Genomic DNA, 24470 nt, shown 5'->3' with positions numbered 1-24470 from the left:
TATCGATCATGGCTGCTAAAGAAGTTAAATTCGGCGATTCCGCCCGTAAAAAAATGCTCACCGGTGTCAACATCCTGGCTGACGCAGTAAAAGCGACCCTGGGCCCGAAAGGCCGTAACGTGATCATCGAGAAGAGCTTCGGCGCCCCGACCATCACCAAGGACGGCGTTTCCGTCGCCAAAGAAATCGAACTGGAAGACCGTTTCGAAAACATGGGCGCGCAGCTGGTCAAAGACGTTGCCTCCCGTGCCAACGATGACGCAGGCGACGGTACTACCACCGCTACCGTTCTGGCTCAGGCTATCGTCAACGAAGGCTACAAAGCTGTCGCTGCCGGCATGAACCCGATGGACCTGAAACGCGGCATCGACAAGGCGACCATCGCCATCGTTGCCGAGCTGAAAAACCTGTCCAAGCCATGCGCTGACACCAAGGCTATCGCTCAGGTAGGCACCATCTCCGCCAACTCCGACAGCTCCATCGGCGACATCATTGCCGAAGCCATGGAAAAAGTCGGTAAAGAAGGCGTGATCACCGTTGAAGAAGGCACTGGCCTGGAAAACGAACTGTCGGTTGTTGAAGGCATGCAGTTCGACCGTGGCTACCTGTCCCCGTACTTCGTCAACAAGCCAGACACCATGGTTGCCGAGCTGGAAAGCCCGCTGATCCTGCTGGTCGACAAAAAGATCTCGAACATCCGCGAAATGCTGCCAGTGCTGGAAGCCGTTGCCAAAGCCGGCCGTCCACTGCTGATCGTTTCCGAAGACGTTGAAGGCGAAGCCCTGGCGACTCTGGTTGTGAACAACATGCGCGGCATCGTTAAAGTCGCAGCCGTCAAGGCTCCAGGCTTCGGCGACCGTCGCAAGGCCATGCTGCAGGACATCGCCGTCCTGACCGGCGGTACCGTTATCTCCGAAGAGATCGGCCTGAGCCTGGAAAGCGCCACCCTGGAAAACCTGGGCAGCGCCAAGCGCGTGACCATCTCCAAGGAAAACACCATCATCGTTGACGGTGCTGGCGTTGAAGCTGACATCCAGTCGCGCATCACCCAGATCCGCGCCCAGGTTGCCGAGACTTCGTCCGACTACGACCGTGAAAAACTGCAAGAGCGCCTGGCCAAGCTGTCCGGCGGCGTTGCAGTGATCAAGGTTGGCGCTGGTTCCGAAGTTGAAATGAAAGAGAAGAAAGCCCGCGTTGAAGACGCCCTGCACGCAACCCGTGCAGCCGTTGAAGAAGGCGTGGTACCTGGCGGTGGCGTTGCGCTGATCCGTGCGCTGGAAGCGATCAGTGGCCTGAAAGGCGACAACGCCGACCAGGACGTGGGTATCGCTGTACTGCGTCGCGCTGTTGAAGCTCCGCTGCGTCAGATCTCCGCTAACAGCGGTGATGAGCCAAGCGTTGTGGTTAACGCAGTCAAGAACGGCAAAGGTAACTTCGGTTACAACGCTGCGACTGGCGAGTACGGCGACATGATCGAAATGGGCATCCTGGACCCTACCAAGGTGACTCGTTCGGCGCTGCAAGCAGCTTCCTCCATCGGCGGTCTGATCCTGACTACCGAAGCGGCAGTTGCTGATGCACCGGCCAAATCTGCTCCAGCTGGCGGCGGTATGCCAGACATGGGCGGCATGGGTGGCATGGGCGGCATGATGTAAGCCAGCCTTACCCCCGTACTGAAAAAGCCCCGCCTGCAGTGATGCAGGCGGGGCTTTTTTATGGCTTGAGGCCAGTGTCTTGAATGCTTCACCCATCGAACGGTGGGACTGGGTTATGTGGGAGCTGGCTTGCCTGCGATGCAGGCAACTCGGTGTATCAGTAGAACCGAGGTGATGCTATCGCAGGCAAGCCAGCTCCCACGCAAGCCAGCCCCCGTAAGCCAGCTCCCGTGCCTTAGCGTGTGCTCAACTGCGGGCTCGCCTCCTTGGCCCCCTTCCAGCTCAACAACTGCTGCTTGAACCCATAACTGGCGCCCTGGTAATAGGTGATCGCCCGCTGAATCAACGGGTCATCACTGCCCACGCGCAACTCCTGGCTTTCACCCAGCGCCTGGTCGTGGCGACGCAAGCCCAGGCGTGGGCTGAGAATCGCCAGGTCCTTGCCGTCAAACAAGCCCAGGTGCTGATAGTTGCCGACGACCACGCGCGGCGGCAGTGGATTGTCTTGCAACAGGTTGCGGCCAAAGAAGGTCGACTCGTAGCTGAGGTTGATCAACCCCAGCAACGTCGGCGCCAGGTCGATCTGGCTGGCCAGTTGCGCGCTTTCCCGGGCATCGATCAGCTTTGGCGCATAGACGAACAGCGGGATCTGGTAGTTGGTGATGGGCAGGTCTTCCTTGCCCGCGCTGCCAGCGGTGTGGTCGGCAACAAACACAAAGATCGTGTTATCGAACCAGGGTTTCTGGCGCGCAGCGGCGAGGAATTCACCGATGGCGTGGTCGGTGTACTTCACCGCACCATCGCGGCCGTTGCCGGACTTGATGTCGATGCGCCCGTCCGGGTAGGTGTACGGACGGTGGTTGGAGGTGGTCATCAGTTGCAGCAAGAACGGCTGCTGCTTGGCGTAATCGGCATCGGCCAGTTTCAGGGTTTGTTTGTAGAGGTCTTCGTCGGCCATGCCCCAGGCGTTTTTAAACGAGATTTCCGCTTCTGGCACGCTGCTCTGGTCCACGACCCGATAACCGTTGCCGCTGAAAAACGCGTTCATGTTGTCGAAGTAACCGCGGCCGCCATAGACGAACACGCTGTCGTAGCCGATGGCGCTGAGTTGCTGGCCGAGGCTGGCGAAACCGCTTTCACGGCCAATACGCTTGACGATCGAGCGGCCAGGCGTCGGCGGGATTGCCAGGGTAATCGCCTCCAGCCCACGGTCGGTGCGCGTGCCGGTGGCATAGAAGTTATTGAAGTACAGGCTTTGCTTGCGCAGCGCATCGAGGTTGGGCGTGAGGTTGCGCTCATCGCCGTTGCTGCCCATGTACTTGGCGCTGAAGCTTTCGATGGTCACCAGCACAATGTTGGGTTTGCGCAACGTGCCGGGGTTGTCGATGGCCCGGCGGATATCCAGCGGGTCTTTGCCGATAAAGCGCGCGTTGGGCTCGCTGAGCTCGGCACGCAGCTGCTTGGCGATTACGTCGGTGGGCAGGGTTTTGTAGAACTGTGGGTAGTCCAGTTCGTTGTTACGGAAGGCGGCGAAAAACTGATACGGGCCGTTGCTGGCCAGCTCGTTGTTGTAGGCATTGCCGCCCTGGGTGCGTGGGCTGTCCTGGCTGATCAGTTGCAGGCTGAGGCCGGCGATCACCAACAGGCCCAGCGCATTCAACAGACGGCCACGCAGGGGGGGCAGTGGCGCGTTCATTGCCGCGTTGAAGGGCTTGCGCAGGAGCAGGCTCAGCACAATCGCCAGCATCGCCAGCAGGCTGAGCAGCTTGCCGATGGGGTAGGACTCCAGCAGGTTGTTCAACACCTCGTCGGAGTACACCAGGTAATCGACGGCGATAAAGTTGAAGCGCACGCCGAACTCATCCCAGAACAGCCATTCGGCGACGGAGGTAAACAGCATCGCGAACAGGCTGACCGTGAGCACCGCTTGCAGAAACCAGCGATGGCCCCGGCGATGCCACAACGCAGGCGGGCAGAGCAGCAGGTACAACCCCAGCGGCAGGGCGGCATAGGCGAGGAAACCCAGGTCGTACAGCAGGCCCACGCCAAATACCGGCAGCAGGTTGCCACTCACTTCGTCCAGGTGAGTGATGAGCAACACGCCACGCGTGAGCAGGAAAACGGCGAGCCAGGCGCCGGTTACCAACAGCAAATAGCGCATAGGCGCGGTTTTCAGAAAGCCCATATGTATTTTCCTAAGATCAATGGGCGGGGATCTTCGGCCTGACGCTGTAGTCAGTTTGTGAAGCTATAGTGAAAATCTCGTTCAACTGAAATATCGGTTGAAAACCTGTATCGATGGGCCTTGCAGGTCTATCCCTGAGCCACACTTGGCCTTAAGCTGCGCGAGCCAACACGGCCGTTACCGCGTACGGAGACACTGCCCATGCGAATTCTATTGGTTGAAGACAACCGCGATATTCTGGCCAACCTGGCCGATTACCTGGGGCTCAAAGGCTATACCGTGGACTGTGCGCAGGACGGTTTGTCGGGCCTGCACCTGGCCGCCACCGAGCATTACGACCTGATCGTGCTCGACATCATGCTGCCCGGCATCGATGGCTACACCCTGTGCAAGCGCCTGCGCGAAGACGCCCGCCGCGACACGCCGGTAATCATGCTCACCGCCCGCGACCAACTGGATGACCGCCTGCAGGGCTTCAAGTCCGGCGCCGATGACTACTTGCTCAAACCCTTCGCCCTCTCGGAATTGGCTGCACGCATCGAAGCCGTGCTGCGCCGCGCCCAGGGTGGCGGCCGCCGTGCCCTGCAAGTGGCAGACCTGAGCTACGACCTCGATACCCTGGAAGTCACCCGCGAAGGGCGCCTGCTCAAGCTCAACCCGGTCGGCCTGAAATTGCTGGCGGTGCTGATGCAAAAGAGCCCGCACGTCCTGCGCCGGGAAATCCTTGAAGAAGCCCTGTGGGGCGACGACTGCCCGGACAGCGACAGCCTGCGCAGCCACGTCCATCAATTGCGCCAAGTGATCGACAAACCGTTCGCCAAGCCGTTGCTGCAAACGGTGCACGGCGTCGGTTATCGCCTGGCCGAGGGGCGTGATGGAGTTTAAGCAAAGCCTTGCCCAGCGGATCATCATCGCCTTTGCCTTGATGAGTGCGTTGGTGGCGGGGGCCTTCGCCATGGGCATCGTCGCCACCGTGCACCTGGTGGAAGAGAAACTGATCTCGGCGGGCCTCGGCGGCGATTTGCAACGCCTGCTGCTGATGGACAGCGTCGAGGACTGGAACCACCGTCCGGAGCCGGACCAGCTGTTTTATTTCAGCGGTGGCCCTGGGGATTTCGAGTTGCCCAAGGACCTGCGTCACCTGGAGCCGGGCTTCCATGAAGTGTTCCGTGAGGCGCTGTCGTACCACGCCATGGTCGAAGTGGTGGATGGCCGGCGCTACGTGCTGCTGCAGGATCAAAGCGATTTCGAAGAGCGTGAGCGTGTGCTGTTCGCCGTGGTGCTGGTGGGCTTTGTGCTCAGCCTGGCATTGGCGGTGTTTCTCGGCTGGGTGCTGGCGCGCAAAGTGATGGCACCGGTGGTGCGCCTGGCCCGTCAGGTGCGCCACCGCGACCAGTTGCTCGGCCTGGCACCGCCCCTGGCGCCGGACTACGCGGCCGATGAAGTGGGCGAACTGGCCGTGGCGTTCGACGCCACCCTGGGCCGCCTGCGCCAGGCACTGTCCCGCGAGCAGTTGTTCACCAGTGATGTGAGCCACGAGTTGCGCACGCCGTTGATGGTCCTGGCCAGTTCCTGCGAACTGCTGCTGGAAAACCCGGCCATCGACCAGCGCGGGCGCAACCAGGTGGAACGCATCGCCCGCGCCTGTGAAGAAATGCGCGAGCTGGTGCAGACCTTCCTCATGCTCGCCCGCGCCCAGCACGACGATGGCAGCATGTCGCCCCAGGTTACGCTGGAGCAGGTGGCGGATGATTTGCTCAACATCTGGCGCGAGCCGATCGAACGCAAAGGCCTGGCGCTGATCTATCAGCCGGGCAACCCGCTGGACACGCGCTACAACGCGACGTTCCTGCACGCGGTCATGGGCAACCTGCTGCGCAATGCCCTGCACTACACCGAGCACGGCTTTATCCGCCTGACCCTGGAATCGGAAGGTTTCGTGGTGGAGGACTCAGGCGTGGGCATCCCCGAAGACAAGCGCGAAGCCATGTTCGAGCCCTTTGTGCGTGGCAGCGAGAAGCGCGGCGAAGGCCTTGGCCTGGGCTTGTCGTTGGTGCAACGGATCTGTGAGAACCAGGGCTGGAGCGTCAGTCTGAGCACCATGGAACCCAACGGCTGCCGCTTTCACGTCGAGCTGCGCCAGGTCAAGTCCTGAGGGCCGGGCTTGCCGTTATGCTGCGGCAAGCCTGTTCTGATTTTCGGCGAAGATGGCTACATGATACTGAATGTGTCCGTAAAGTCTTGAAATGTATGGGATTAGACAGGACAAGTTTTTCACAAAGAGTTGACCGGATCATCACAGTTGGATGCTTAAGGTTGTAGGCATCAGCTACTGGAGATCCGTTGATGACTTCCCCGATCAAGCTCGAATTTTCCGATAAGTACGACGATCAGCACGCCCAGGAATATTTGCTCAAGCACAAGGACAATCTGGCGCGCCGGTTGTCCCACAAACGCGATGAGCAATTGGCCCGTGGTGCGCTGGCCATGGCCGGCGAGCCTGGCCTGGTGTTGGACCTGCCCTGCGGCGCGGGGCGCTTCTGGCCGCTACTGGCGGAAAAGCCCAACCGCGTGATTATCGGCGCGGACAATTCCGCGTCGATGTTGAAGGTCGCGATGGCCGCTCAACCGGCGGATGTGGTGAAACGGGTACGGCCCTTGCAGACATCTGCCTTCGATATCGATTTGCCGGATAACTCGGTGGACAGCATTTTCTGCATGCGCTTGCTGCACCACATTGGTGACCCGGTGCACCGGGTCGCGATATTGCGGGAGTTTCAGCGTGTTACACGGGACAGCGTGATTCTTTCGCTGTGGGTCGATGGCAATTTCAAGGCTTGGAAACGTAAGCGTCTCGAAGAAAAACGTCGTGGCAAAGGTGAGCAGGACGGTTACCAAAATCGCTTTGTGTTACCAGCTGCTACTGTTGAAGACGAATTCGAGCAGGCGGGTTTCCGCGTTCAGGAATCTCTGGACTTCATGCCGCTCTATGCCATGTGGCGAGTGTATGTATTGAGAAAGAGGTAACAGGATGGCAGTTGAGTGCGTAGCAGGCAGTCACGTAGCTCCCGAAGAAAAATTCGATTTTTTCTGGCGCCAGCAGGGCGAGTGGGTCGAGGAGCCCAACCGTCGGCGCGGCGGTGAAAGCGGTGTGCAACGGGTGACCGGCCCCAATGGGCGCTTGCTCTACAGCAAGCGCCAGACCGGGCATATCTACCGCAGCTGGTTGCATCCCTTTGGACGCCCCGACCGTGTTGCGCGAGCGTGATGCACTCAAGGGCCTGCGCGCGCTCGATGTGCGGGTGCCGGACCTGGTGTTTTGCGAGGCGCGTCGCGACCCTGAGCACCAATGGAAGGCACTGTTGGTGACGGCGGCCCTGGACGGCTTCGATGAAATCGAAAACTGGTATGCCGCCGGTGGCCGCGAGCGGTACGGCGAATTGGTCCACGAACGTGTGCTCAAGGAGTTGGCCGGAACACTGGTGCGCATGCACAAGGGCCGCTGGCAGCACGGTTGCCTGTATGCCAAGCACGTTTTTATACGCGTCACCGGTACAGGCGACTCGGCCAACGTCGACATTGCCTTGCTGGATTTCGAGAAATGTCGGCAACGGCTGACCGCTTATCGGGCGGCCTCCCATGACATGCAGCAACTGCGACGCCATTCGTCGTGGAGCAGCGCCGACTGGAACAAACTCAGCTACTTTTACGAGACGGCGTTTGGCAGCGCTATCAAGGGTTTAACCAGATGAAGCTAGAAATAGCACGAGGTTTGTTCCTGGTGGGGGCGATGGGCGTTGCAGCGCTGGCCCTGGCCGCATGGGAACAACCTCGCACACAAGTCCTCAGTGCCGTGCAAGGCAGTGCGCAGTGCTTGCTGCCGCGCGTTGCCAAGGCGAGTACGGCGGTCAAGCCTGATCATGAGTTGCTGTTGTTTATGTTTGGCATGTCCCAAGGCATGAGGCCGCAGAGTTGAAACGATTCAAGCCCGACAAAAAAGGCCTCGCAATGCGAGGCCTTTTTTTGTGCGTTGGCTTCAGACCAGATGCAGATGGTTATCCCACAGCCCTGCCGGCAATTCCAAGGGTGTTGCCACCAACGGTGTTTGGCGGCAGTCGTAGAAACGGCAACGGCCTTGGCCGGATGTGACAACAAACCCATCCGCCACCGCGCCCACGCCAGCACAGTCCGGCAGCGGCCCGTCCAGGCGCAGCTCACCGCTGTCCATGTCCCAGATAAAGAAGCGATTGCCCCGCGGTGCAGTCAACGCCACCAGGCGCAACTCGCTGTGCACGGCGACGCTGGCGGTGTAGTGCCCCATGGCCTGTAACTGCTCATCGGCCACCGGGAACGCCACGAACGGTTGCCCGGGCCGCTTGATTGCGAGCAACTCGGAACGCTCTTGGGACGGCCCCATGAACTGCTGCCCGGTGAGGACGGTGCCATCACTGGCGATGCCCATGTGGCGCACGCTGTTCATCTGCTGGCCGAGGGTTTCCTTGCTTATCAGCGTACCGTCGCGGTGCATCAGCACCAGGCTGGGTTCCATGGCGTTGAGGTTCATCTCGACGCGGCTTTCAGCTTCGGTGCGAATGCCGCCGTTGGCCACCACCAGGGTTTCACCGTCGGGCATCCATGACACCTGGTGCGGGCCGATGCCGTGGGTGGAAATCTCGCCGCTGTGCACCAGCCGCTCGCCTTCAAACGTGTACACGCCGAGCAAACCACGGCCGGGGTCGGACGTGTCGTTCTCGGTGGCGTACAGCCAGTCGCCGCTCTTGTGAATGACCGCGTGGCCATAGAAGTGGCGATTGGCCTTGGAGGTGATGGTTTGCAGCAGCGTGCCGTCGCGCAAGTCGATCAGGTAACTCTCGGTCCCCGGGCGACGGGCGACAAACAGCGCAATCGGCAGCGTCGGGTGGTTGATGATGTCGTGGCAGCGCTGGCCGACCTGGGTGGCAAACATCTGCTTGCCGTCCAGGCGAAACCCGACGGCATAGTGCTTGCCGTCGCCATCATCCCGCGCCGACAACAGCAGCGGGCCCTTGTCCTTTTGCTTGAACAGCGTCCAGCCACCCAATGTAAGGGCGCTGAGCAGCACACTGCCAACGGCCAAAGCCTGTCGCCTGAGCATCATCAGTCACCGTCGTTGGCGTTAAAGCCCAGTTGGATGCCCAGCGCCTTGGCCAGCTCGCCTTCGTGCAGGCGGTGGACGACGTTGAGGCTGTCATAGAGGTCGTTGAGCTGTTGGCGGCCGGCATCGTCGCCCAACAGTTCGTTGAGGGTGCGCTGGTTGCTGGCGAACAGTTTCAGCGACGCGGCGTAGGCGGCGTCGATCTTGTCGGCCAACGCCTTCTGATCAGATGGCAGCAGGCCACGCAGGCCTTTGTTGTCGACACCGACCCATACGGTCTGGGCGGCGGCGAGACTGGCTTCGAGGCTTTGCAGGGACGACTGGCTGCGCCAGGCATCGGCCTGGAACGGCTGCGGGATGCCCTTGGTCTGGCGACCCATCGGCGTGCCGAGTTTTTTCTTCAGGGTATCCAGTGCGGTCACCTGGACGCGCAGCAGATCGGCAATGGCTTCGTGGGAATCGGCGTAGCGCTGGTTCGGAAACTTGCTCATCTGCGCGAGCATGCCGTCGGTGCTGTTCCAGCTCGCCAGGATCTCTTCGGCCAAGGCCTTCTGGCGGTCACCGATGGCGACCAGCAGCGGGCAGTAGCGGGCTTTCTGCGCTTCGTCGGCGATGTCGGTCTTGGCGTCGTAGAGGATGTATTCGTAAGCCGACAGGCCCTGCACCACAACGCTGGATTTGGCCAGTGCGGCGCCATCGATCTGCGGCTGGGCGGTGACCAACTGTTCAACCTGGCGGCCGACGAGGTTTTTCTTGTCCGGCCAGAACTGCACTTGCCACGAACGGTTGCCCTCGGCCAGCGGGCCGATCAGCAGCGGTTGCAACTCGGCCCAGGCCTTTTGCGCGTGGAGGAAGTCCGCGCGGGCGGTGTCCAGGCTTTCCTTGCCCTGGCAGTAGGCCAGGGCGCTGACGGCCAGTTGGCGGTCCGCTTCGACCCAACGGCTGTAGGTCGGCAGGATCACTTGCTTGGCGATGGCCGCCGAGGTCACCGCTTGCGGGTCTTGCGGCGAGCAGGCGCCCAGGGCGAGGGCGGCGAGGCTGGTGAACAACAACTTGGGACGGAACATGTAAAGCTCCCTTCGGTAATTGGGGCGAAGCTTATAAAGAATTCAGGAACGCCAGCAACGCAGCGCGCTGTTCGGCATTAAAGGACAACACATGCTGCTGCGCCGCTTGTGCCTCACCGCCGTGCCACAGCACGGCTTCCAGCAGATTGCGGGCGCGGCCGTCATGCAAAAACTGGGTGTGGCCACTCACGGTCTGGGTCAGGCCAATGCCCCACAGCGGCGCGGTGCGCCAGTCGCGGCCACCGGCCTTGAATTCGCTGCGGTTGTCGGCCAGGCCTTCGCCCATGTCGTGCAACAGCAGGTCGCTGTAGGGGCGAATCACCTGGCTGGCCAGTTCAGGTTCGGCGGCATTGGCCGCCGTGGTGAACGCAGGCTTGTGGCAGCCCTGGCAACCGGCCTGGTAGAACAGGTTCTTGCCGGCCAGCACCTCGGGCGTGTTGACGCCGCGACGGGCCGGCACGGCGAGGTTGCGTGTGTAGAACAGCACCAGGCGCAGGATGTTGTCGCTGACTTCCGGCTCGCCATCGGGGCCATTGCCATTGGGCGCCTGTTTGCAGGCGACTTGGGCATCGGTGCAGTCATCGAAGGGTCTCAGTGAAGTGGTGAGGCCCATATCACCAGAAAACGCGTGAACATTTTGTTGATTGAGGTTCGGTTGCCCGGCTTTCCAGCCAAAACGTCCGAGAACCGTCTTGTGCTGGGCGTCATCCCAGACCCGATTCGCGCGGCCGACGATGGCTTCCTTGTCGGCGGTCCTGGGGTCGGTGTTGCGCAGGATATCGGCGTCGCTGATGGCTTCGAGCAAGCCCAGGCCGATCATCGGCGGGGCAATGCGCGCGGAAAAACGTGTATCGGGATGCATCGGGCCGTAGCCGAGCTGGGTGATCTGCAGGTCTGGCTTGCGCAACTCGACCACGGTGCCGTCCTTGAACGTCACGTGGACCGGCGTGTAGTCGACCCGTACCTTGCCCTCCGGCGCTACGCCGGGCACGGCCATGTCCTGCAATTGCCCGCCGTAGACCGGCTCGGGTACCACGCCCATCTGCTCGATGGCCTTGGCGTAGGCGGGACTGTCCGGGATGGACAGGCGCACCAGCATCGACACCGCATTCGCCGCATCGGGCAATGGCGGATGGCCGCGCCCGTCCTTGATATGGCAGTTCTGGCAGGCATTGGTGTTGAACAGCGGGCCCAGGCCATCACGCGCCGTGGTGGTCGACGGCGCAATCACCCAGGGGCTGCGAAAGAAGCTGTTGCCGACGCTGAAATCCAGGCGGCGCGTAGGCGACAGGTTGGCCGAGGGCAGGGAAAACGCGTTCTGGTCGCGCTTGTTCACGGTCGCCGCGCCGCCCGCCCGCGATTCACCCGGCTCGGCCTTGGTAAACCGGGGCGCGTCGTCGCAGGCAGTCAGGCTCAAGGCCAGCAGTGCAGCGGACAGGCGAAAAAGCCAACGGGACATCGAGTTTCCTGAGCGAAGGGCAAAAATAAGGTGGCAAAGTCTAACAGGGCAGGGCGTAAGGAATAAGAGCAATTATCGTTTGGTGGCCGGCGCTGCATTCCCGCTAGAATGGCCGCACATTTTTTTCTGGAGGTGGCCAATGCAGGCTCTCGACGCTTTGCTCAACCGTGTTTCCGTGCCACGCCTGCTGGAACCGGCACCGACCCAGGAACAGCGCGACGTGCTGTTCGCCGCCGCCCTGCGTGCGCCAGACCACGGCCAACTGCGCCCGTGGCGCTTCCTCACGGTGGAAGGCGCCGCCCGTGAGCAGATGGGCACGCTGTTGGCCGAGGCCGCACGCCTGCAAGACGCCGACGCCCCGCAAGCGGTGATCGACAAGGCCCAGAACGGCCCGTTGCGTGCGCCGTTGGTGGTGGTGGTGATTGCGCGTTTGCAGGAACACTTCAAGGTGCCGAAGTCCGAGCAGTTGCTGGCGGCCGGTTGCGCGGCCCACGGTATTTTGCTGGCGGCGTATGCCCAGGGGATTGGTGCGGTGTGGCGCACGGGTGAATTGTCGTATTCGGCTCACGTCGCCAAAGGCTTGGGGCTGGCGGAAGGTGAGGAAGTGATTGGCTTCCTGTACCTGGGCACGCCGCAGAACCCGCCGCGCACGGCGGCGAAGGAAGATGTGGCGGCGTTTGTGCAGGCGTGGCCTGGTCTCTAAGGCAGCGCAGATCTGCTTTATGTGGGAGCTGGCTTGCCTGCGATAGCTGTGTATCAGTCAATGATGTGTTGCTGATGTACCGCTATCGCGGGCAAGCCCGCTCCCACAGGGGAGGCTCCATTGTTCTCGGGATTGGGATTTACACCCTGAACTGATCCATCAACGTCATCTGCTGGTTGGCCAGTGCATTCAGCTGGCTGCTGATGGCCGCCGACTCGGTGGCCTGGCCGGTCAGCGTCTCGGTCACGGTGCGGATCGCCGAGACGTTGCGGTTGACCTCTTCGGCCACGGCGCTCTGCTGTTCGGCGGCGCTGGCGATTTGCAGGTTCATGTCGCTGATCACCGTTACCGCATCGCTGATCTTGCCCAGGGCCTGCACCGCCTGATGGATCTGCCCGGCATTGTTCTGGGCCTGGCTCTGGCTCGAATGCATGGTCGCCACTACGCCGCGGGTGCCGCTCTGGATGCGTTCGATCACCACGCGGATTTCCTCCACCGAATCCTGGGTGCGCTTGGCCAGGTTGCGCACTTCGTCGGCCACTACCGCAAACCCCCGACCGCTTTCGCCGGCGCGGGCCGCTTCGATGGCGGCATTGAGCGCCAGCAGGTTGGTCTGCTCGGCAATGCTGCGGATCACTTCCAGCACCGAGCCAATCTGCTCGCTGTTGACCGCCAGCGCCTCGACTTCGCCCACGGCCTTGCTGACTTCTTCGGCGAGGGTGGTGATGTCGCGGGTGCTTTGCTCGATGATCGATAGGCCTTCACGCGCCGACTGATCGGCGCCCCGTGCCGCGCTGGCGGCGTTGGACGCGCTGTTGGCGACGTCGTGGGCGGTGGCGCTCATTTCATTGGAGGCGGTGGCCACCTGGTCGATTTCGCGGAACTGCACCTGCATGCCTTCGCTGGTCTGGCGCGCGATGGCCGAGGACTGGTCGGCGGTGCCGCGCGCTTCGGTGATGCTTTGCTTGATCTGCGCGATGGTCGGTTGCAGCTTGTCGAGGAAGGCGTTGAAGCCGTTGGCCAATTCGCCCAGTTCGTCTTTTTTGCTATAGGCCAGGCGTTGGGTGAGGTCGCCGTCGCCGCTGGCAATGCCCTTGAGCATGGCGGCGACGTTGTTGATCGGGCGGGTCACGCCGGTGGCGGTCAGCCAGATCAGCAGCAAGCCCAGCAGGCCAGCGGCGGCGCCGACCAGCAGGGCCTTGAAGGTGCCAGCGTCCTGGGCTTTGTCGAGCAGGTTTTGCAATTTTTCCGTGTCAGCCAGCATCACCTGTTTGGGCAGCTTGATCAGCACACCCCAGGATTTAGCATCGGCGATCGGCTTGACCGGGTACACGGCTCGGATGGTGTCGTCCTGTTCGCGGATCGTGTGCGTGCCGTTGGCCAGCAGTTGCACGATCTCCTTGCCTTCGGCGCCGAGGATGTCGACCAGGTTTTTGCCGACCCGGCCCGGCTCGCCACTGTAGGCCGCAATCAGGCCGGTGCTGGAAAGGATTTCCAGGTGGGCGGCGCCGTCGAACAATTCTTTTTGCGCAACGTCCGTGGTGGCTTGCAGGGTGTCGAGGGCGATGTCGATACCGACCACGCCGATGACGTTGCCGTCGACGGTCAACGGCAGGGAGATGGTGGTCATCAGCATCGACTTGCCCGCCACTTCATCGGCGTACGGGTCCAGCAGGCAAACACTGCGGGTGTCCCGTGGGCAGGTGTACCAGATGTTGTAGGGCGTACCGCTGAGGTTGAGGCTGGTCTTGGTCAGGTCGTCCTCGACCATGATGGTGTTCAAGCCTTCGCCGCCGGCGCGGCTCCAGTAGGTGGAGAAGCGCCCTTTCTCGTTGGAGACGCGGGCCTTGTCGTCGATGAACTCGCTGTCCTTGCCATCCAGTCCGTTGGGCTCGAACGACAGCCAGATGCCCAGGGCCTTGCGGTTGCGCTCAAAGGCGGTCTTGACGCTCTGGTTGAGGGCTTCGCGCAGGGCGCCGGGCTCCAGCGAGCGTTGGCTGGCGAGGGCGCGCAGGTCTTTGACCTGATCGGCGAGGGCGGTCACCACCAGCAGGTTTTCGCCAAAGGTTTTCTGCAGCTGCACCGCTTGTTCGGCGGCCTTGGCCTGCAACAAGTCCTGCACGCTGTCGGTGAGCATTCGCGAGCTTGAGTCGCGGACCAGATGGTTGTTCTGATCGGCCTCGTACAGGTTGACGCCGACGACCAGGGCAATCACGCCCAACAGGCAAAGGCCGGACAACAGGACGATTTTCAGGCGGATGGAGAGGGTGTCGAACATAGGTTCACTCGCGAATGGACGTGTTGAAAGGCACGCAGGGCGGGCCAAGTCCATTCGGCGCTATGTCCGGAACATCGGCGTATCGGGATGTTTCATTAGCGGCAGGCGATGAGCGGTAGGAAAAAGACTACAGGCAGCGTTACGCGGGGGCTGCAAGCCGCTCCGGGCGCGACCAGATCCACAGGTTGCCCAGGCTCATCCCGGCAATCGCCAGGTAGATCGGCCAGCCGTGGTCGAGCATCACCAGCATCAGCCCGGCGCAGAGCAGCATGCTCACGGTGGCGCTGACCTTGGCCCGGCGGGCGATGATCTTGCCGTTGCGCCAGTTGAACAGGATCGGCCCGAACAACCGGTGGTTTTCCAGCCAGGCGCTGAGGCGCGGTGAGCTTTTGGTGGCGGCCCAGGCAGCGAGCAGGATGAATTCGGTGGTGGGCAAACCCGGTATGACAATCGCCACCAAGCCAATGCCCAGGCTGACGTAGGCCAGCAGGCCGAAGAGGACCCGGGCGATTTTCGAGGTGGATTGGGTTTTGCCGGTCATGGGGGTATCACAGGAATTCAATATGAAATGAGACCTGAATGTGGGAGCGGGCTTGCCCGCAATTGCGGTGTATCAGTGGTGAATGTATTCACTGGCACACCGCAATCGCAGGCAAGCCAGCTCCCACACAAGCCTGCTTCCACATTTTTATCGAAGGGTCAGGCCAGTTCAGGGGCGCTAGCGTACGCCTGTTCCAGCAGCACGGTGAAGCGTACAAACGCATCCACTGCACCTTTTTCCACAGCAGCTTCTTCTTCAGCGCTGAATTCCAGGCCGTCGAGGGTGCGGGTGAAGCTCTTCCAGCCTTCAGCACGACCACCGGCCGGCTCGCCCAGGTGACGGGCACCGAAGGTTTCGCTCAGGCCCAGGCCCACGGCGCGCTTGATCAGGAACGCGGCGCCCAGCTTGGAACCTTCGGACACGAACAGCCAGCCCAGGGCTTCGGCCTTGCTCGGGCTGTTCACCGCGCCAGCTACTGGCGCCGGCACGTCGGTGTCGAGGTCGGCCAGGTCGAGCTTGGCGGCGTCGGCGCGGCAGCGTGCAGCCAGGTCCGGGACGATCTTGATCAGTTCGGCGTCGTTGTACAGGGCCACCAGTTCCGACTGGAACAGGTATTGCGCCACCACGAAGCGGGCAAAGTTGGCTTGGGTTTCGAACGGCGCGTGGGCTTTGACGAGGGCGTCGAGCTTGGTGTGCGGTTCGTTGGTGATCTGGTTCAGGCGCTGGGAGCGCAGGCTTGGGCGTTCTGCGGTAGGGGTAGCGGTCATGAAAAAAGTCCTTGAGAAGGGGGAGCGCCTTGTTGCTCTTAAAGAGAGCCGTTATCAAATAGACGAACAAGAAGACGTGGCACAGTAAAAAAACCTCACCCCGCCGTTGAAATATCGGCGGGGTGAGGCAGGCGCTATCAGATATCCCAGATCAGGTTGATCGCAAAGTTGCGGCCCGGCTGGGTCAGGCGGTCGATATTGGCGGGCGCGGTCACACCGGCTTCGCCAATGCTGTCGAAGCTGCGCACGTCGTCCCAGTTCCAGTATTTCTTGTCGGTCACGTTGTACAGGCCGCCATTGATGGTCACGTCGTGGGTGACTTTGTAGAAGCCGGTCAGGTCGACGATGCCAAAGCCTGGGGTCTTGAACGGGGCTTTGCTGGTGTCGCCGTCGGGCGAGAAGAAGGTGTTCTTGTCGACACGATCCTGCTTCTTGACCAGGGTCCAGCTGACCAGTGCGCCATAGTTTTGCTGCTCGTAACCCAGGCCAAACACGCCCTTGAGCGGGTTGACGCTGTTGATCGGCTCGCCGGTGTCTTCGTTGCGGCCGTAGGCATAGGCCACCGAGCCCTGGGTGTACAGGCCCTGCGGTGCGCCGAAGCTGTCGAGGTTCAGGCGACCCTTGGCTTCCACGCCCTTGATGGTGGCGCGCTTGATGTTGCTGGCCTTGAACGCAGTGCCGGTGGGGGACAGCAGTGCCGCGTCTTCGTTGATGAAGTCGTGGTACTTGTTATAGAACACCGCCACGTCGAAGTTGCCTTCCTCGAAGTTGCCGCGCAGGCCGGTTTCAAAGCTCTTGCTGCTTTCTGGCTTGAGGTCCGAGTTGGGTTCGACCACGTAGCCTTGCTGGATATTTTCGAAACGGCCGTACAGGGCCTTGGCCCGACGGCGTGCGGAAGCCTTCGGCGTATTGGCCGAACCAGGTGTAGTGATCGGTCAGGGCGTAGGTCAGGCCGAATTTCGGTGACACGCGGTGCCAGGTCTTGTCGCTGTCGTCGTGGGCGTAGATGCGATTCGGGTCGGTGGCGTTGAGGAAATCCTCGGTCAGCTTGGGCTTGAGCTGGGTGTAGTCATACCGCACGCTGGGCAGGAAGGTCCATTTGCCCCAGTTGATCTGGTCCTGGGCGAACAGCGCGTAGGTGTTGATGGTCGGGTCCGGGAAGTCGCTGGCCGGGACGACCTTGTCCGACGGGAAGGTGCTCGGGCCGCCGACGGTTGCGCAGTAGGGTGCTGACGGTCAGGCAGGTGGCGCTGCCGGTGCGTGAACCGGTGACTTTCGCCTGCTTGATTGTGGTGCCGTAGGTCAGCACGTGGTCGGTGTCGCCAATGGCAAACGCCTTGTCCAGCTGGGCGTCGAACACCCATTGTTTTTCCTCGTAGAGCGTCTGCCGCTGGCGCAGCAAATTGCGCGCGCCCGACACGTAGTGTTCGTCCGTGGTCTGGTCGGTCTTGGCGATCTGGTAGTTGAGGCTGGTCTTGATGCGGTCGGCAAACAGCGTGTCGACGGCAACGCTGTTTTCCAGGCCGAAGCGTTCGCGGCTGATGGTGTCGTTGCCGGTGCGAGCGCGGTACAGGTTGCTGTTGAAACCGGTGTTGTACGGGCCGCCCACGGCGCTTTTCTGGTTGGTGTCGCGGTCGTCCTTGTACTTCTCGTAGGTGAAGCCCAGGCGGTTGTCGTCGCCGTAGTTCCAGCCGAGCTTGGCCAGCACGTTGGTGGTGCGCGCGTCTTCCGGGTTGGCGGCGGTGCGGTTCAGGCCGGTGACGTTGTTGCCGTCGTAGGATTCGGTCTCATGGCCGTTACGCTGGCTCAGGTGCAGCAAGCCGTCGAAGTCCTGCACACGGCCGGCGACGGTGCCGGAGGTCAGCCAGCTCTCGTCGGCGGAGCTGTAGCCGGTCTTCAGGCGGGCGCCGACGTCCTGGCCGGGCTTGATGATGTCGTCGGGGTCGAGGGTGAAGTAGCTCACCGCGCCGCCGATGGCGCTGCTGCCGTACAGGGCCGAGGCCGGGCCGCGCAGGATCTCGACGCGCTTGACGATCTCCGGGTCGACATAGTTGCGGCGGGTCTGCGCGTACGGGCCGTTGGAGAAGTGATCGGGCACTTCGACGCCATCGACCTGGGTGAGGATGCGGTCGCCGTCGATGCCGCGGATATTGAAACCGGCATTGCCCGAACGGGTGCCGGCGCCGCCCACGGAGACACCGGGCTCGTAGCGCACCAGGTCGCGGCTGTTGCCGACGTTGAGGCGGTCCAGCTCCTGGCGGTCATGCACGCTGACGGTGCTCGGTACGCTGGTCACGTCCTGCTCATGGCGGGTGGCGCTGATGGTCACTTGTTGCAGGTTGAGGGTGCCACCGGCTGCACGTTTTTCCAGGACGATGTTGTTGTTGCCCAGTTTGCGGTAGCTCAGGTTGGTCCCCACCAACAACTGGTCCAGGGCTTTTTCCGCTGACAGCGGGCCACGTACGCCAGGGGACGACACACCCTGGCCCAGCTCTGCCGGCAGGCCGACTTGCCAGCCAGTGACACTGGTGAAGGCGTTCAGCGCCGACACCAACGGCTGTTGCTCGATGCTGAAGGTGTAGTTGCCGTGGCTGCGCGGGGCAGGTTCGGCAGCGGTGGCGGCCATCGCCGGCGCGCCAGCCAGCAGGATGGCGGCGGTCAGCACGGACAGCACGGGCAAGGAAGACCGGCGGTTGAAACGAGAGGACATCGAGAGCGCTCCGGGGTACGAATCTTATAGTCGCGAACTGAAACAAATAGGAATCAGTTGCATTGGCTAAGACGAGACGTACCGCCAGAGGTTATCGAGTAAAAATAATTCTCATTTAGTTCAAGATCACCAACGCCGGGTATTCCGACAGCTTGGCCGAGGTGATGTGGGCCAGTGAGCGCACCACGTCCAGGGGCTGGTCGAGGCGGTAGTTGCCGGTGACGGCGACGCTGGCCAGTTGCTCGTTGTTGTTGACGATCCAGCCGGGGTAGTAGCGGCGCAGCTCGGCGAGCACTTCGCTCATCGGGCAGTTTTCAAAGATCAGCCGGCCCTGGACCCAGGCCAGGTCCTTGTTGGCGTCCAGCTTGGCGGGCGGGCCGAAGCCCTTGGGGCCGATGCGGATACTTTGCCCGGCGCTCAAGCGCACGCGGGCGTCGTCGAAGGTGTTGCTCAGGTCGACGTCGCCACGTTGCACCTGCACCTGCGCCTCGCCATTGAGGTAGCGCACGGCGAAGGCGGTATCGCGCACGCTGGCGCGCACCGGGCCGGCGTCGATCTCCAGGGGCAGGCCGTGGTTGGGAGCGACTTCAAAAAAGGCTTCGCCCTGGTACAGGCGGGCGATGCGCTGCTGGTCCTTGATGCGGCTGGAGAACGCCGAGTTGGTGTTCAGCAGCACCTTGGCGCCGTCGTCCAATTGCACGCGCTGGCGTTCGCCGACCACGGTGAGATGGTCGGCTTGCAGGCGCACCGGCAGGTTGCTGAAGCTGAACAGGCCGATCAGCAGCACGGCGGCGGTGGCCAGGGGTTTCCAGTGCGGTTTGATCCGGCGCCAGGCGCTCGGCTTGCGCGGCGCGGCGAGGGCCACGGCGGCGCTGTGCACCGGCGCGCCACCCCAGGCCGCCTGGGCCTTGGCGAATGCCTGGACGTGGGCCGGGTCGCTGGCCAGCCAGGCTTCGAATTCGGCCTGCTGCCCGGGCAACGGGCATTGCAAGGCGATCAGCCAATCGAGGGCCTGGTCCATAGCCGTGTCTTGCAACACCTCATGAGCCAGCTCATGGGGGTGTCGTTTATTCGGGTCCGTCACGGTGTTCCTCGGGTCTTCGCCACGTTTTATTGATCTTTCCTACCGCTGAATCGGATGCAGCTTAAGGCCGATCCAGCCTTTCGGCCACACCTACGCAGATGGCCATGATCAATTTGAGTTCCTTTTGCACGGTGCTCAAAGACACTTCCAACTGATCGGCAATCTCCTGGTAGCTGCAACCGTGCAGGCGGCTGAGGATGAAAATCTGCTGCTGGCGGGCGCTCAACTGGCCCAGGCTGACGCTCAGGTGCTCAAGCAATTGCTCGGCCTGGGTGGCATCTTCGGGCGTGCTGATGGGGGCGGCGACGCTTTGCAGGATGTCCAGCGGGACATCTTCCTGCAACGTGCGGGCCTGGATCCTGCGGGAGCGCAGGTGGTCCAGCGCCAGATTGCGCGCCGTTTGGTAGACGAAAGGTTCGAGGTGATCGATAGGCCGCTCACTGAGGGCCCGGGTGACGCGCAGGTAGGTTTCCTGCAACAGGTCCTCTGCGGTGCTGTGGTTATTCACCATGCGCTGCAAGGTGCGCAGCAGAATCACCCGTTGGGTGAGAAAGACGTGGTTGAAGCGAGATTGGCTCACAGTGATACCAGACCGATTTGCAGTGAATGATAATGCTTATCATCAGCGCAAATGGCAAGTGGCACTTTTTGTGGGCCGACACCAAAGCCAGCAGGTTGCACAAAAACCCTGTGGGAGCGGGCTTGCCCGCGAATGCGGCCTATCAGAGCCAGATGTGCTGTCTGATCCACCGCTATCGCGGGCAAGCCCGCTCCCACAAAAAGCCCGGCCCTACTGGGGATTATTCGGCGTTGCACAGCGCCAGGCAGTTATCCAGCATGCGGTTGGAGAAGCCCCATTCGTTGTCATACCAGGCGAGCACCTTCAGCAATTTGCCGCTGACCTTGGTGTGATTGGCATCAAAAATCGACGACAACGGGTTGTGGTTGAAGTCACTCGAGACCAGCGGCAGGGTGTTGTAGCCGAGGATTTTCGAGTGCTGGCTGGCTTCCTTCAGCAGCGCGTTGACCTGTTCGGCGCTGGCTTCTTTCTTCAATTGCACGGTGAGGTCCACCAGCGACACGTTGATCACCGGCACGCGCACGGCCATGCCGGTCAGCTTGCCCGCCAGTTCCGGCAGCACCAGGCCGACTGCTTCGGCGGCGCCGGTCTTGCTTGGGATCATGTTCTGGGTGGCCGAGCGCGCGCGGTACGGGTCGGTGTGGTAGACGTCGGTGAGGTTCTGGTCGTTGGTGTAGGCGTGGATGGTGGTCATCAGGCCGCTTTCGATGCCCAGTTCGCGGTGCAGCACCTGGGCCACCGGCGCCAGGCAGTTGGTGGTGCACGAGGCGTTGGAGATGATCTGGTGGGATTGGCGCAGAATGTCATGGTTCACGCCGTACACCACGGTCGCGTCCGCGCCCTTGGCCGGTGCAGAAATGATCACCTTGCGCGCACCAGCGGTAATATGGGCGGCCGCCTTGTCACGGTCAGTGAACAGGCCGGTGCATTCGAACACCACGTCGATCTTGTGGGCAGCCCACGGCAGCTCGGCCGGGTTGCGAATGGCACTGACGGCAATCCGGTCACCATTGACGGTCAGGCTTTCCTGATCGTGGGCGACCTCTGCTTCGAAAGTGCCATGTACGGTGTCGTATTTGAGCAGGTGGGCGTTGATCGAACTGTCGCCCAGATCGTTGATGGCGACGATCTGCAAATCCTGGCGGTAGCCTTGGGTATACAGTGCGCGCAGGACATTACGGCCAATACGGCCAAAACCATTGATTGCGATACGAAGAGTCATTGGAAAGTGCCTGTCGTCGATTTGTTGTAAGAATTACAAGATTATTCGCATAAAAATAGAAAACAAGCCTTTTTAGTGGCAATATTTTGTTCAATCTACAACGAGTGACCTGAATCAACTGGTCCGATGATTTAAACGACACCCTGCCATCCCATGCGTAGCGGGCGTTTGATCAGCATAGACACTCAGGTCGCCACATCCGTTAGCCTGGAGTTCTACACATGCATCCCCGCGTTCTTGAGGTCACCGAACGGCTTATCGCCCGCAGCCGCGCCACCCGCGAGGCATACCTTGCGCTCATTCGCGGCGCAGCCAGCGACGGTCCGATGCGCGGCAAGCTGCAATGCGCCAACTTCGCCCACGGCGTGGCCGGTTGCGGTACTGAAGATAAAAATAGTCTGCGCATGATGAATGCCGCCAACGTGGCAATTGTTTCGTCATATAACGACATGCTTTCGGCGCACCAGCCGTACGAACATTTCCCCGAACAGATCAAGAAAGCCCTGCGCGAAGTCGGCTCGGTCGGCCAGTTCGCCGGCGGCACCCCCGCCATGTGCGACGGCGTGACCCAAGGCGAGCCCGGCATGGAGCTGAGCCTGCTCAGCCGTGAAGTGATTGCCATGTCCACGGCGGTAGCGCTGTCCCACAACATGTTCGACGCCGCGCTGATGCTGGGCATCTGCGACAAGATCGTCCCCGGCCTGATGATGGGCGCGCTGCGCTACGGCCATCTGCCGATGATCTTCGTGCCCGGCGGACCAATGCCTTCCGGCATCTCCAACAAGCAGAAAGCCGACGTGCGCCAGCGCTACGCCGAAGGCAAGGCGACTCGCGAAGAGCTGCTGGAGTCGGAGATGAAGTCCTACCACAGCCCCGGCACCTGCACCTTCTACGGCACCGCCAACACCAACCAGTTGCTGATGGAAGTGATGGGCCTGCACTTGCCCGGCGCGTCATTCGTCAACCCGTACACGCCGCTGCGTGACGCGCTGACCCGCGAAGCCGCGCACCAGGTCACGCGCCTGACCAAGGCCAGCGGCAACTTCACGCCGATCGGCGAGATCGTCGACGAGAAATCCATCGTCAACTCCATCATTGCCCTCAACGCCACGGGCGGCTCCACCAACCACACGCTGCACATGCCGGCCATCGCCATGTCGGCGGGCATCATCCTCACCTGGGATGACATGGCCGACCTCTCCGAGGTGGTGCCGACCCTGTCCCATGTCTATCCAAACGGCAAGGCTGATATCAACCACTTCCAGGCGGCGGGCGGCATGTCGTTCCTGATCCGCGAACTGCTCGAAGCCGGCCTGTTGCACGAAGACGTCAACACCGTCGCGGGCAAGGGCCTGAGCCGCTACACCCAGGAACCGTTCCTGGTGGACGGCGAGCTGATCTGGCGCGACGGGCCTATCGAAAGCCTCGACGAAACCATCCTGCGTCCGGTGGCCCGTGCGTTCTCCCCGGAAGGCGGTCTGCGGGTGATGGAAGGCAACCTCGGGCGTGGCGTGATGAAGGTCTCGGCCGTGGCCCTTGAGCATCAAATCGTCGAAGCACCGGCGGTGGTGTTCCAGGATCAGCAGGATTTGGCGGACGCCTTCAAGGCCGGCCAGCTGGAAAAAGACTTCGTTGCTGTGATGCGCTTCCAGGGCCCGCGCTCCAATGGCATGCCCGAACTGCACAAGATGACCCCGTTCCTCGGCGTGTTGCAGGACCGTGGTTTCAAAGTCGCGTTGGTCACAGACGGGCGTATGTCCGGTGCCTCGGGTAAGATCCCCGCCGCGATCCACGTCAACCCCGAAGCCCAGAGCGGTGGGCCACTGGCGCGGGTGCGTGATGGCGATATCATTCGCGTCGATGGCGTGAAAGGCACCTTGGAGCTTAAGGTGGACGCCGAAGAATTTGCAGCGCGCGCGCCTGCCACGGGCCTGTTGGGCAATAACGTGGGGGCCGGTCGCGAGCTGTTTGCATTTATGCGCTTGGCCGCAAGCTCCGCAGAGCAGGGCGCCAGCGCCTTTACCTCTGCCCTGGAGACGCTTAAGTGAAGCTTGCGCTGGTCGGTGATATCGGTGGAACCAACGCGCGGTTTGCGTTGTGGCGGGACCAGGAACTGCATTCGATCCGCGTGCACGCCACGGCGGATCACGCCAGCCCTGAGGACGCGATCAAGGTTTACCTCAAGGAAGAAGGCCTGCACATCGGCGACATCGGCGCGGTGTGCCTGTCGGTGGCAGGTCCCGTGAGTGGTGATGAGTTCAAGTTCACCAACAATCACTGGCGCCTGAGCAGGACCGCGTTTTGCAAGACGTTGCAGGTGGATGAACTGCTGCTGGTCAATGACTTCTCGGCCATGGCCCTGGGCATGACCCGTCTCAAGCCCGACGAATTCCGTGTGGTCTGCGCAGGTACCCCGGAACCGTTGCGCCCGGCCGTGGTGATCGGCCCGGGCACCGGCCTGGGCGTCGGCACCCTGCTGGACTTGGGTGGCGGTCGCTTTGCGGCGCTGCCGGGGGAGGGTGGCCATGTCGACTTGCCCCTGAGCAGCCCGCGTGAAACCCAGCTGTGGCAGCACATCTACACGGAAATAGGTCACGTCAGCGCCGAAACCGCGTTGAGCGGCGGCGGCTTGCCGCGTCTGTACCGGGCGATTTGCGCGGTGGACGGGCACACGCCGGTGCTGGACACGCCCGAGGCCATCACGGCCGCAGGCCTGGCCGGCGACCCGGTGGCGATGGAAGTGTTGGACCAGTTCAGCATCTGGCTCGGCCGCGTGGCCGGCAACAACGTGCTGACCACCGGCGGGCGCGGCGGTGTGTATATCGTGGGCGGGGTGATACCGAGGTTTGCCGACTTCTTTATCAACAGTGGTTTCGCCAAGAGTTTTAGTGACAAAGGCTGCATGAGTGACTACTTCAAGGGGATTCCGGTGTGGTTGGTGACGGCGCCGTATTCCGGGCTGACTGGCGCGGGCGTGGCGCTTGAACAGGCTTTTGCGTAGGCAGTGATGGCCCTATCGCAGGCAAGCCAGCTCCCACAATTGGAATGCATTCCCCTGTGGGAGCTGGCTTGCCTGCGATGAGGC

General features: G+C 61.9%; 18 protein-coding genes and 3 pseudogenes. 9 read left to right on the top strand and 12 right to left on the bottom strand.

Translation table 11 applies throughout. From position 1 onward, the window contains the following. The first annotated feature begins 8 nt into the window (after nt 1-8). The gene (groL, locus tag PSH87_RS22615) at nt 9-1655 is read left to right on the top strand and encodes a chaperonin GroEL (protein ID WP_305431205.1); all 1647 of its coding nucleotides are present in this window, start codon (nt 9-11) and stop codon (nt 1653-1655) included. Nucleotides 1656-1890: 235 nt separating this feature from the next. Here groL and PSH87_RS22610 read toward each other — a convergent pair whose 3' ends face one another. Next, nucleotides 1891-3840, bottom strand: coding sequence for an LTA synthase family protein (locus PSH87_RS22610; RefSeq protein ID WP_305431204.1), 1950 nt, complete (start codon nt 3838-3840; stop codon nt 1891-1893). 201 nt (nt 3841-4041) lie between these two features. On the opposite strand from PSH87_RS22610, the gene colR reads away from it, so the two are divergent. From colR to PSH87_RS22585, 5 genes and pseudogenes are all read left to right on the top strand, one after another. Beyond that, the gene (colR, locus tag PSH87_RS22605; RefSeq protein ID WP_026136965.1) at nt 4042-4725 is read left to right on the top strand and encodes a two-component system response regulator ColR; all 684 of its coding nucleotides are present in this window, start codon (nt 4042-4044) and stop codon (nt 4723-4725) included. After that, entirely contained in the window at nt 4715-5995 is a 1281-nt protein-coding gene (locus tag PSH87_RS22600) for a HAMP domain-containing sensor histidine kinase (RefSeq protein WP_305431203.1), read from the top strand. The genes colR and PSH87_RS22600 overlap by 11 nt, the downstream gene beginning before the upstream one ends. A gap of 191 nt (nt 5996-6186) precedes the next feature. Then, entirely contained in the window at nt 6187-6867 is a 681-nt protein-coding gene (locus PSH87_RS22595) for a class I SAM-dependent methyltransferase (RefSeq protein WP_257782504.1), read from the top strand. A gap of 4 nt (nt 6868-6871) precedes the next feature. Next, nucleotides 6872-7592: pseudogene (locus tag PSH87_RS22590) on the top strand (lipopolysaccharide kinase InaA family protein). Continuing rightward, entirely contained in the window at nt 7589-7816 is a 228-nt protein-coding gene (locus tag PSH87_RS22585) for a hypothetical protein (protein ID WP_017738089.1), read from the top strand. The pseudogene PSH87_RS22590 and the gene PSH87_RS22585 overlap by 4 nt, the downstream one beginning before the upstream one ends. 60 nt (nt 7817-7876) lie before the next feature. On the opposite strand, the gene PSH87_RS22580 is transcribed toward PSH87_RS22585, so the two are convergent. The 3 genes from PSH87_RS22580 to PSH87_RS22570 are packed head-to-tail and all read right to left on the bottom strand — an operon-like array spanning nt 7877 to nt 11500. Then, nucleotides 7877-8974, bottom strand: coding sequence for a DUF1513 domain-containing protein (locus PSH87_RS22580; RefSeq protein WP_305434363.1), 1098 nt, complete (start codon nt 8972-8974; stop codon nt 7877-7879). A 2-nt stretch (nt 8975-8976) separates the two neighbouring features. Continuing rightward, nucleotides 8977-10041, bottom strand: coding sequence for an imelysin family protein (locus PSH87_RS22575; RefSeq protein ID WP_017738087.1), 1065 nt, complete (start codon nt 10039-10041; stop codon nt 8977-8979). Between the two features lie 31 nt (nt 10042-10072). Then, entirely contained in the window at nt 10073-11500 is a 1428-nt protein-coding gene (locus tag PSH87_RS22570; protein ID WP_305431201.1) for a di-heme oxidoredictase family protein, read from the bottom strand. Nucleotides 11501-11639: 139 nt separating this feature from the next. On the opposite strand from PSH87_RS22570, the gene PSH87_RS22565 reads away from it, so the two are divergent. Then, nucleotides 11640-12203: an NAD(P)H nitroreductase gene (locus PSH87_RS22565; RefSeq protein WP_017738085.1), complete on the top strand. Its 564-nt coding sequence runs from the start codon at nt 11640-11642 to the stop codon at nt 12201-12203. A gap of 139 nt (nt 12204-12342) precedes the next feature. On the opposite strand, the gene PSH87_RS28925 is transcribed toward PSH87_RS22565, so the two are convergent. The 8 genes and pseudogenes from PSH87_RS28925 to gap all read right to left on the bottom strand — a co-directional run bounded on the left by PSH87_RS28925 (nt 12343) and on the right by gap (nt 21385). Then, nucleotides 12343-13047 (bottom strand): methyl-accepting chemotaxis protein, encoded by a 705-nt coding sequence (locus PSH87_RS28925; protein WP_370695333.1) that lies wholly within the window; start codon nt 13045-13047, stop codon nt 12343-12345. 201 nt (nt 13048-13248) lie between these two features. After that, a pseudogene (locus PSH87_RS28920) lies at nt 13249-13305 on the bottom strand (hypothetical protein); the annotation flags it as partial. A gap of 1315 nt (nt 13306-14620) precedes the next feature. Next, entirely contained in the window at nt 14621-15022 is a 402-nt protein-coding gene (locus tag PSH87_RS22555) for a YbaN family protein (RefSeq protein ID WP_305431199.1), read from the bottom strand. Between the two features lie 158 nt (nt 15023-15180). Next, the gene (locus tag PSH87_RS22550; RefSeq protein ID WP_305431198.1) at nt 15181-15789 is read right to left on the bottom strand and encodes a biliverdin-producing heme oxygenase; all 609 of its coding nucleotides are present in this window, start codon (nt 15787-15789) and stop codon (nt 15181-15183) included. Between the two features lie 137 nt (nt 15790-15926). After that, nucleotides 15927-18499, bottom strand: a pseudogene (locus tag PSH87_RS22545) (TonB-dependent receptor). A 115-nt stretch (nt 18500-18614) separates the two neighbouring features. Continuing rightward, nucleotides 18615-19583, bottom strand: coding sequence for a FecR domain-containing protein (locus PSH87_RS22540; RefSeq protein ID WP_026136963.1), 969 nt, complete (start codon nt 19581-19583; stop codon nt 18615-18617). Nucleotides 19584-19644: 61 nt separating this feature from the next. Next, the gene (locus tag PSH87_RS22535; RefSeq protein WP_305431197.1) at nt 19645-20163 is read right to left on the bottom strand and encodes an RNA polymerase sigma factor; all 519 of its coding nucleotides are present in this window, start codon (nt 20161-20163) and stop codon (nt 19645-19647) included. Between the two features lie 220 nt (nt 20164-20383). Then, complete coding sequence (gap, locus tag PSH87_RS22530; protein WP_017738077.1) at nt 20384-21385, bottom strand: type I glyceraldehyde-3-phosphate dehydrogenase; 1002 nt, start codon at nt 21383-21385, stop codon at nt 20384-20386. A 221-nt stretch (nt 21386-21606) separates the two neighbouring features. On the opposite strand from gap, the gene edd reads away from it, so the two are divergent. Together edd and PSH87_RS22520 are read left to right on the top strand one after the other, a co-directional pair. Beyond that, on the top strand, nt 21607-23433 hold the full coding sequence (edd, locus tag PSH87_RS22525; RefSeq protein ID WP_017738076.1) for a phosphogluconate dehydratase: 1827 nt from the start codon (nt 21607-21609) through the stop codon (nt 23431-23433). Beyond that, nucleotides 23430-24386: a glucokinase gene (locus tag PSH87_RS22520; protein WP_305431196.1), complete on the top strand. Its 957-nt coding sequence runs from the start codon at nt 23430-23432 to the stop codon at nt 24384-24386. The genes edd and PSH87_RS22520 overlap by 4 nt, the downstream gene beginning before the upstream one ends. Nucleotides 24387-24470 lie beyond the last annotated feature (84 nt).

Origin of the sequence: Pseudomonas sp. FP453, from assembly GCF_030687495.1 — a bacterium.
In the GTDB taxonomy this organism is placed as follows: domain Bacteria; phylum Pseudomonadota; class Gammaproteobacteria; order Pseudomonadales; family Pseudomonadaceae; genus Aquipseudomonas.
Note: the sequence above shows the minus strand (reverse complement) of the source record. Positions and strands in the feature narration are given on the sequence as shown.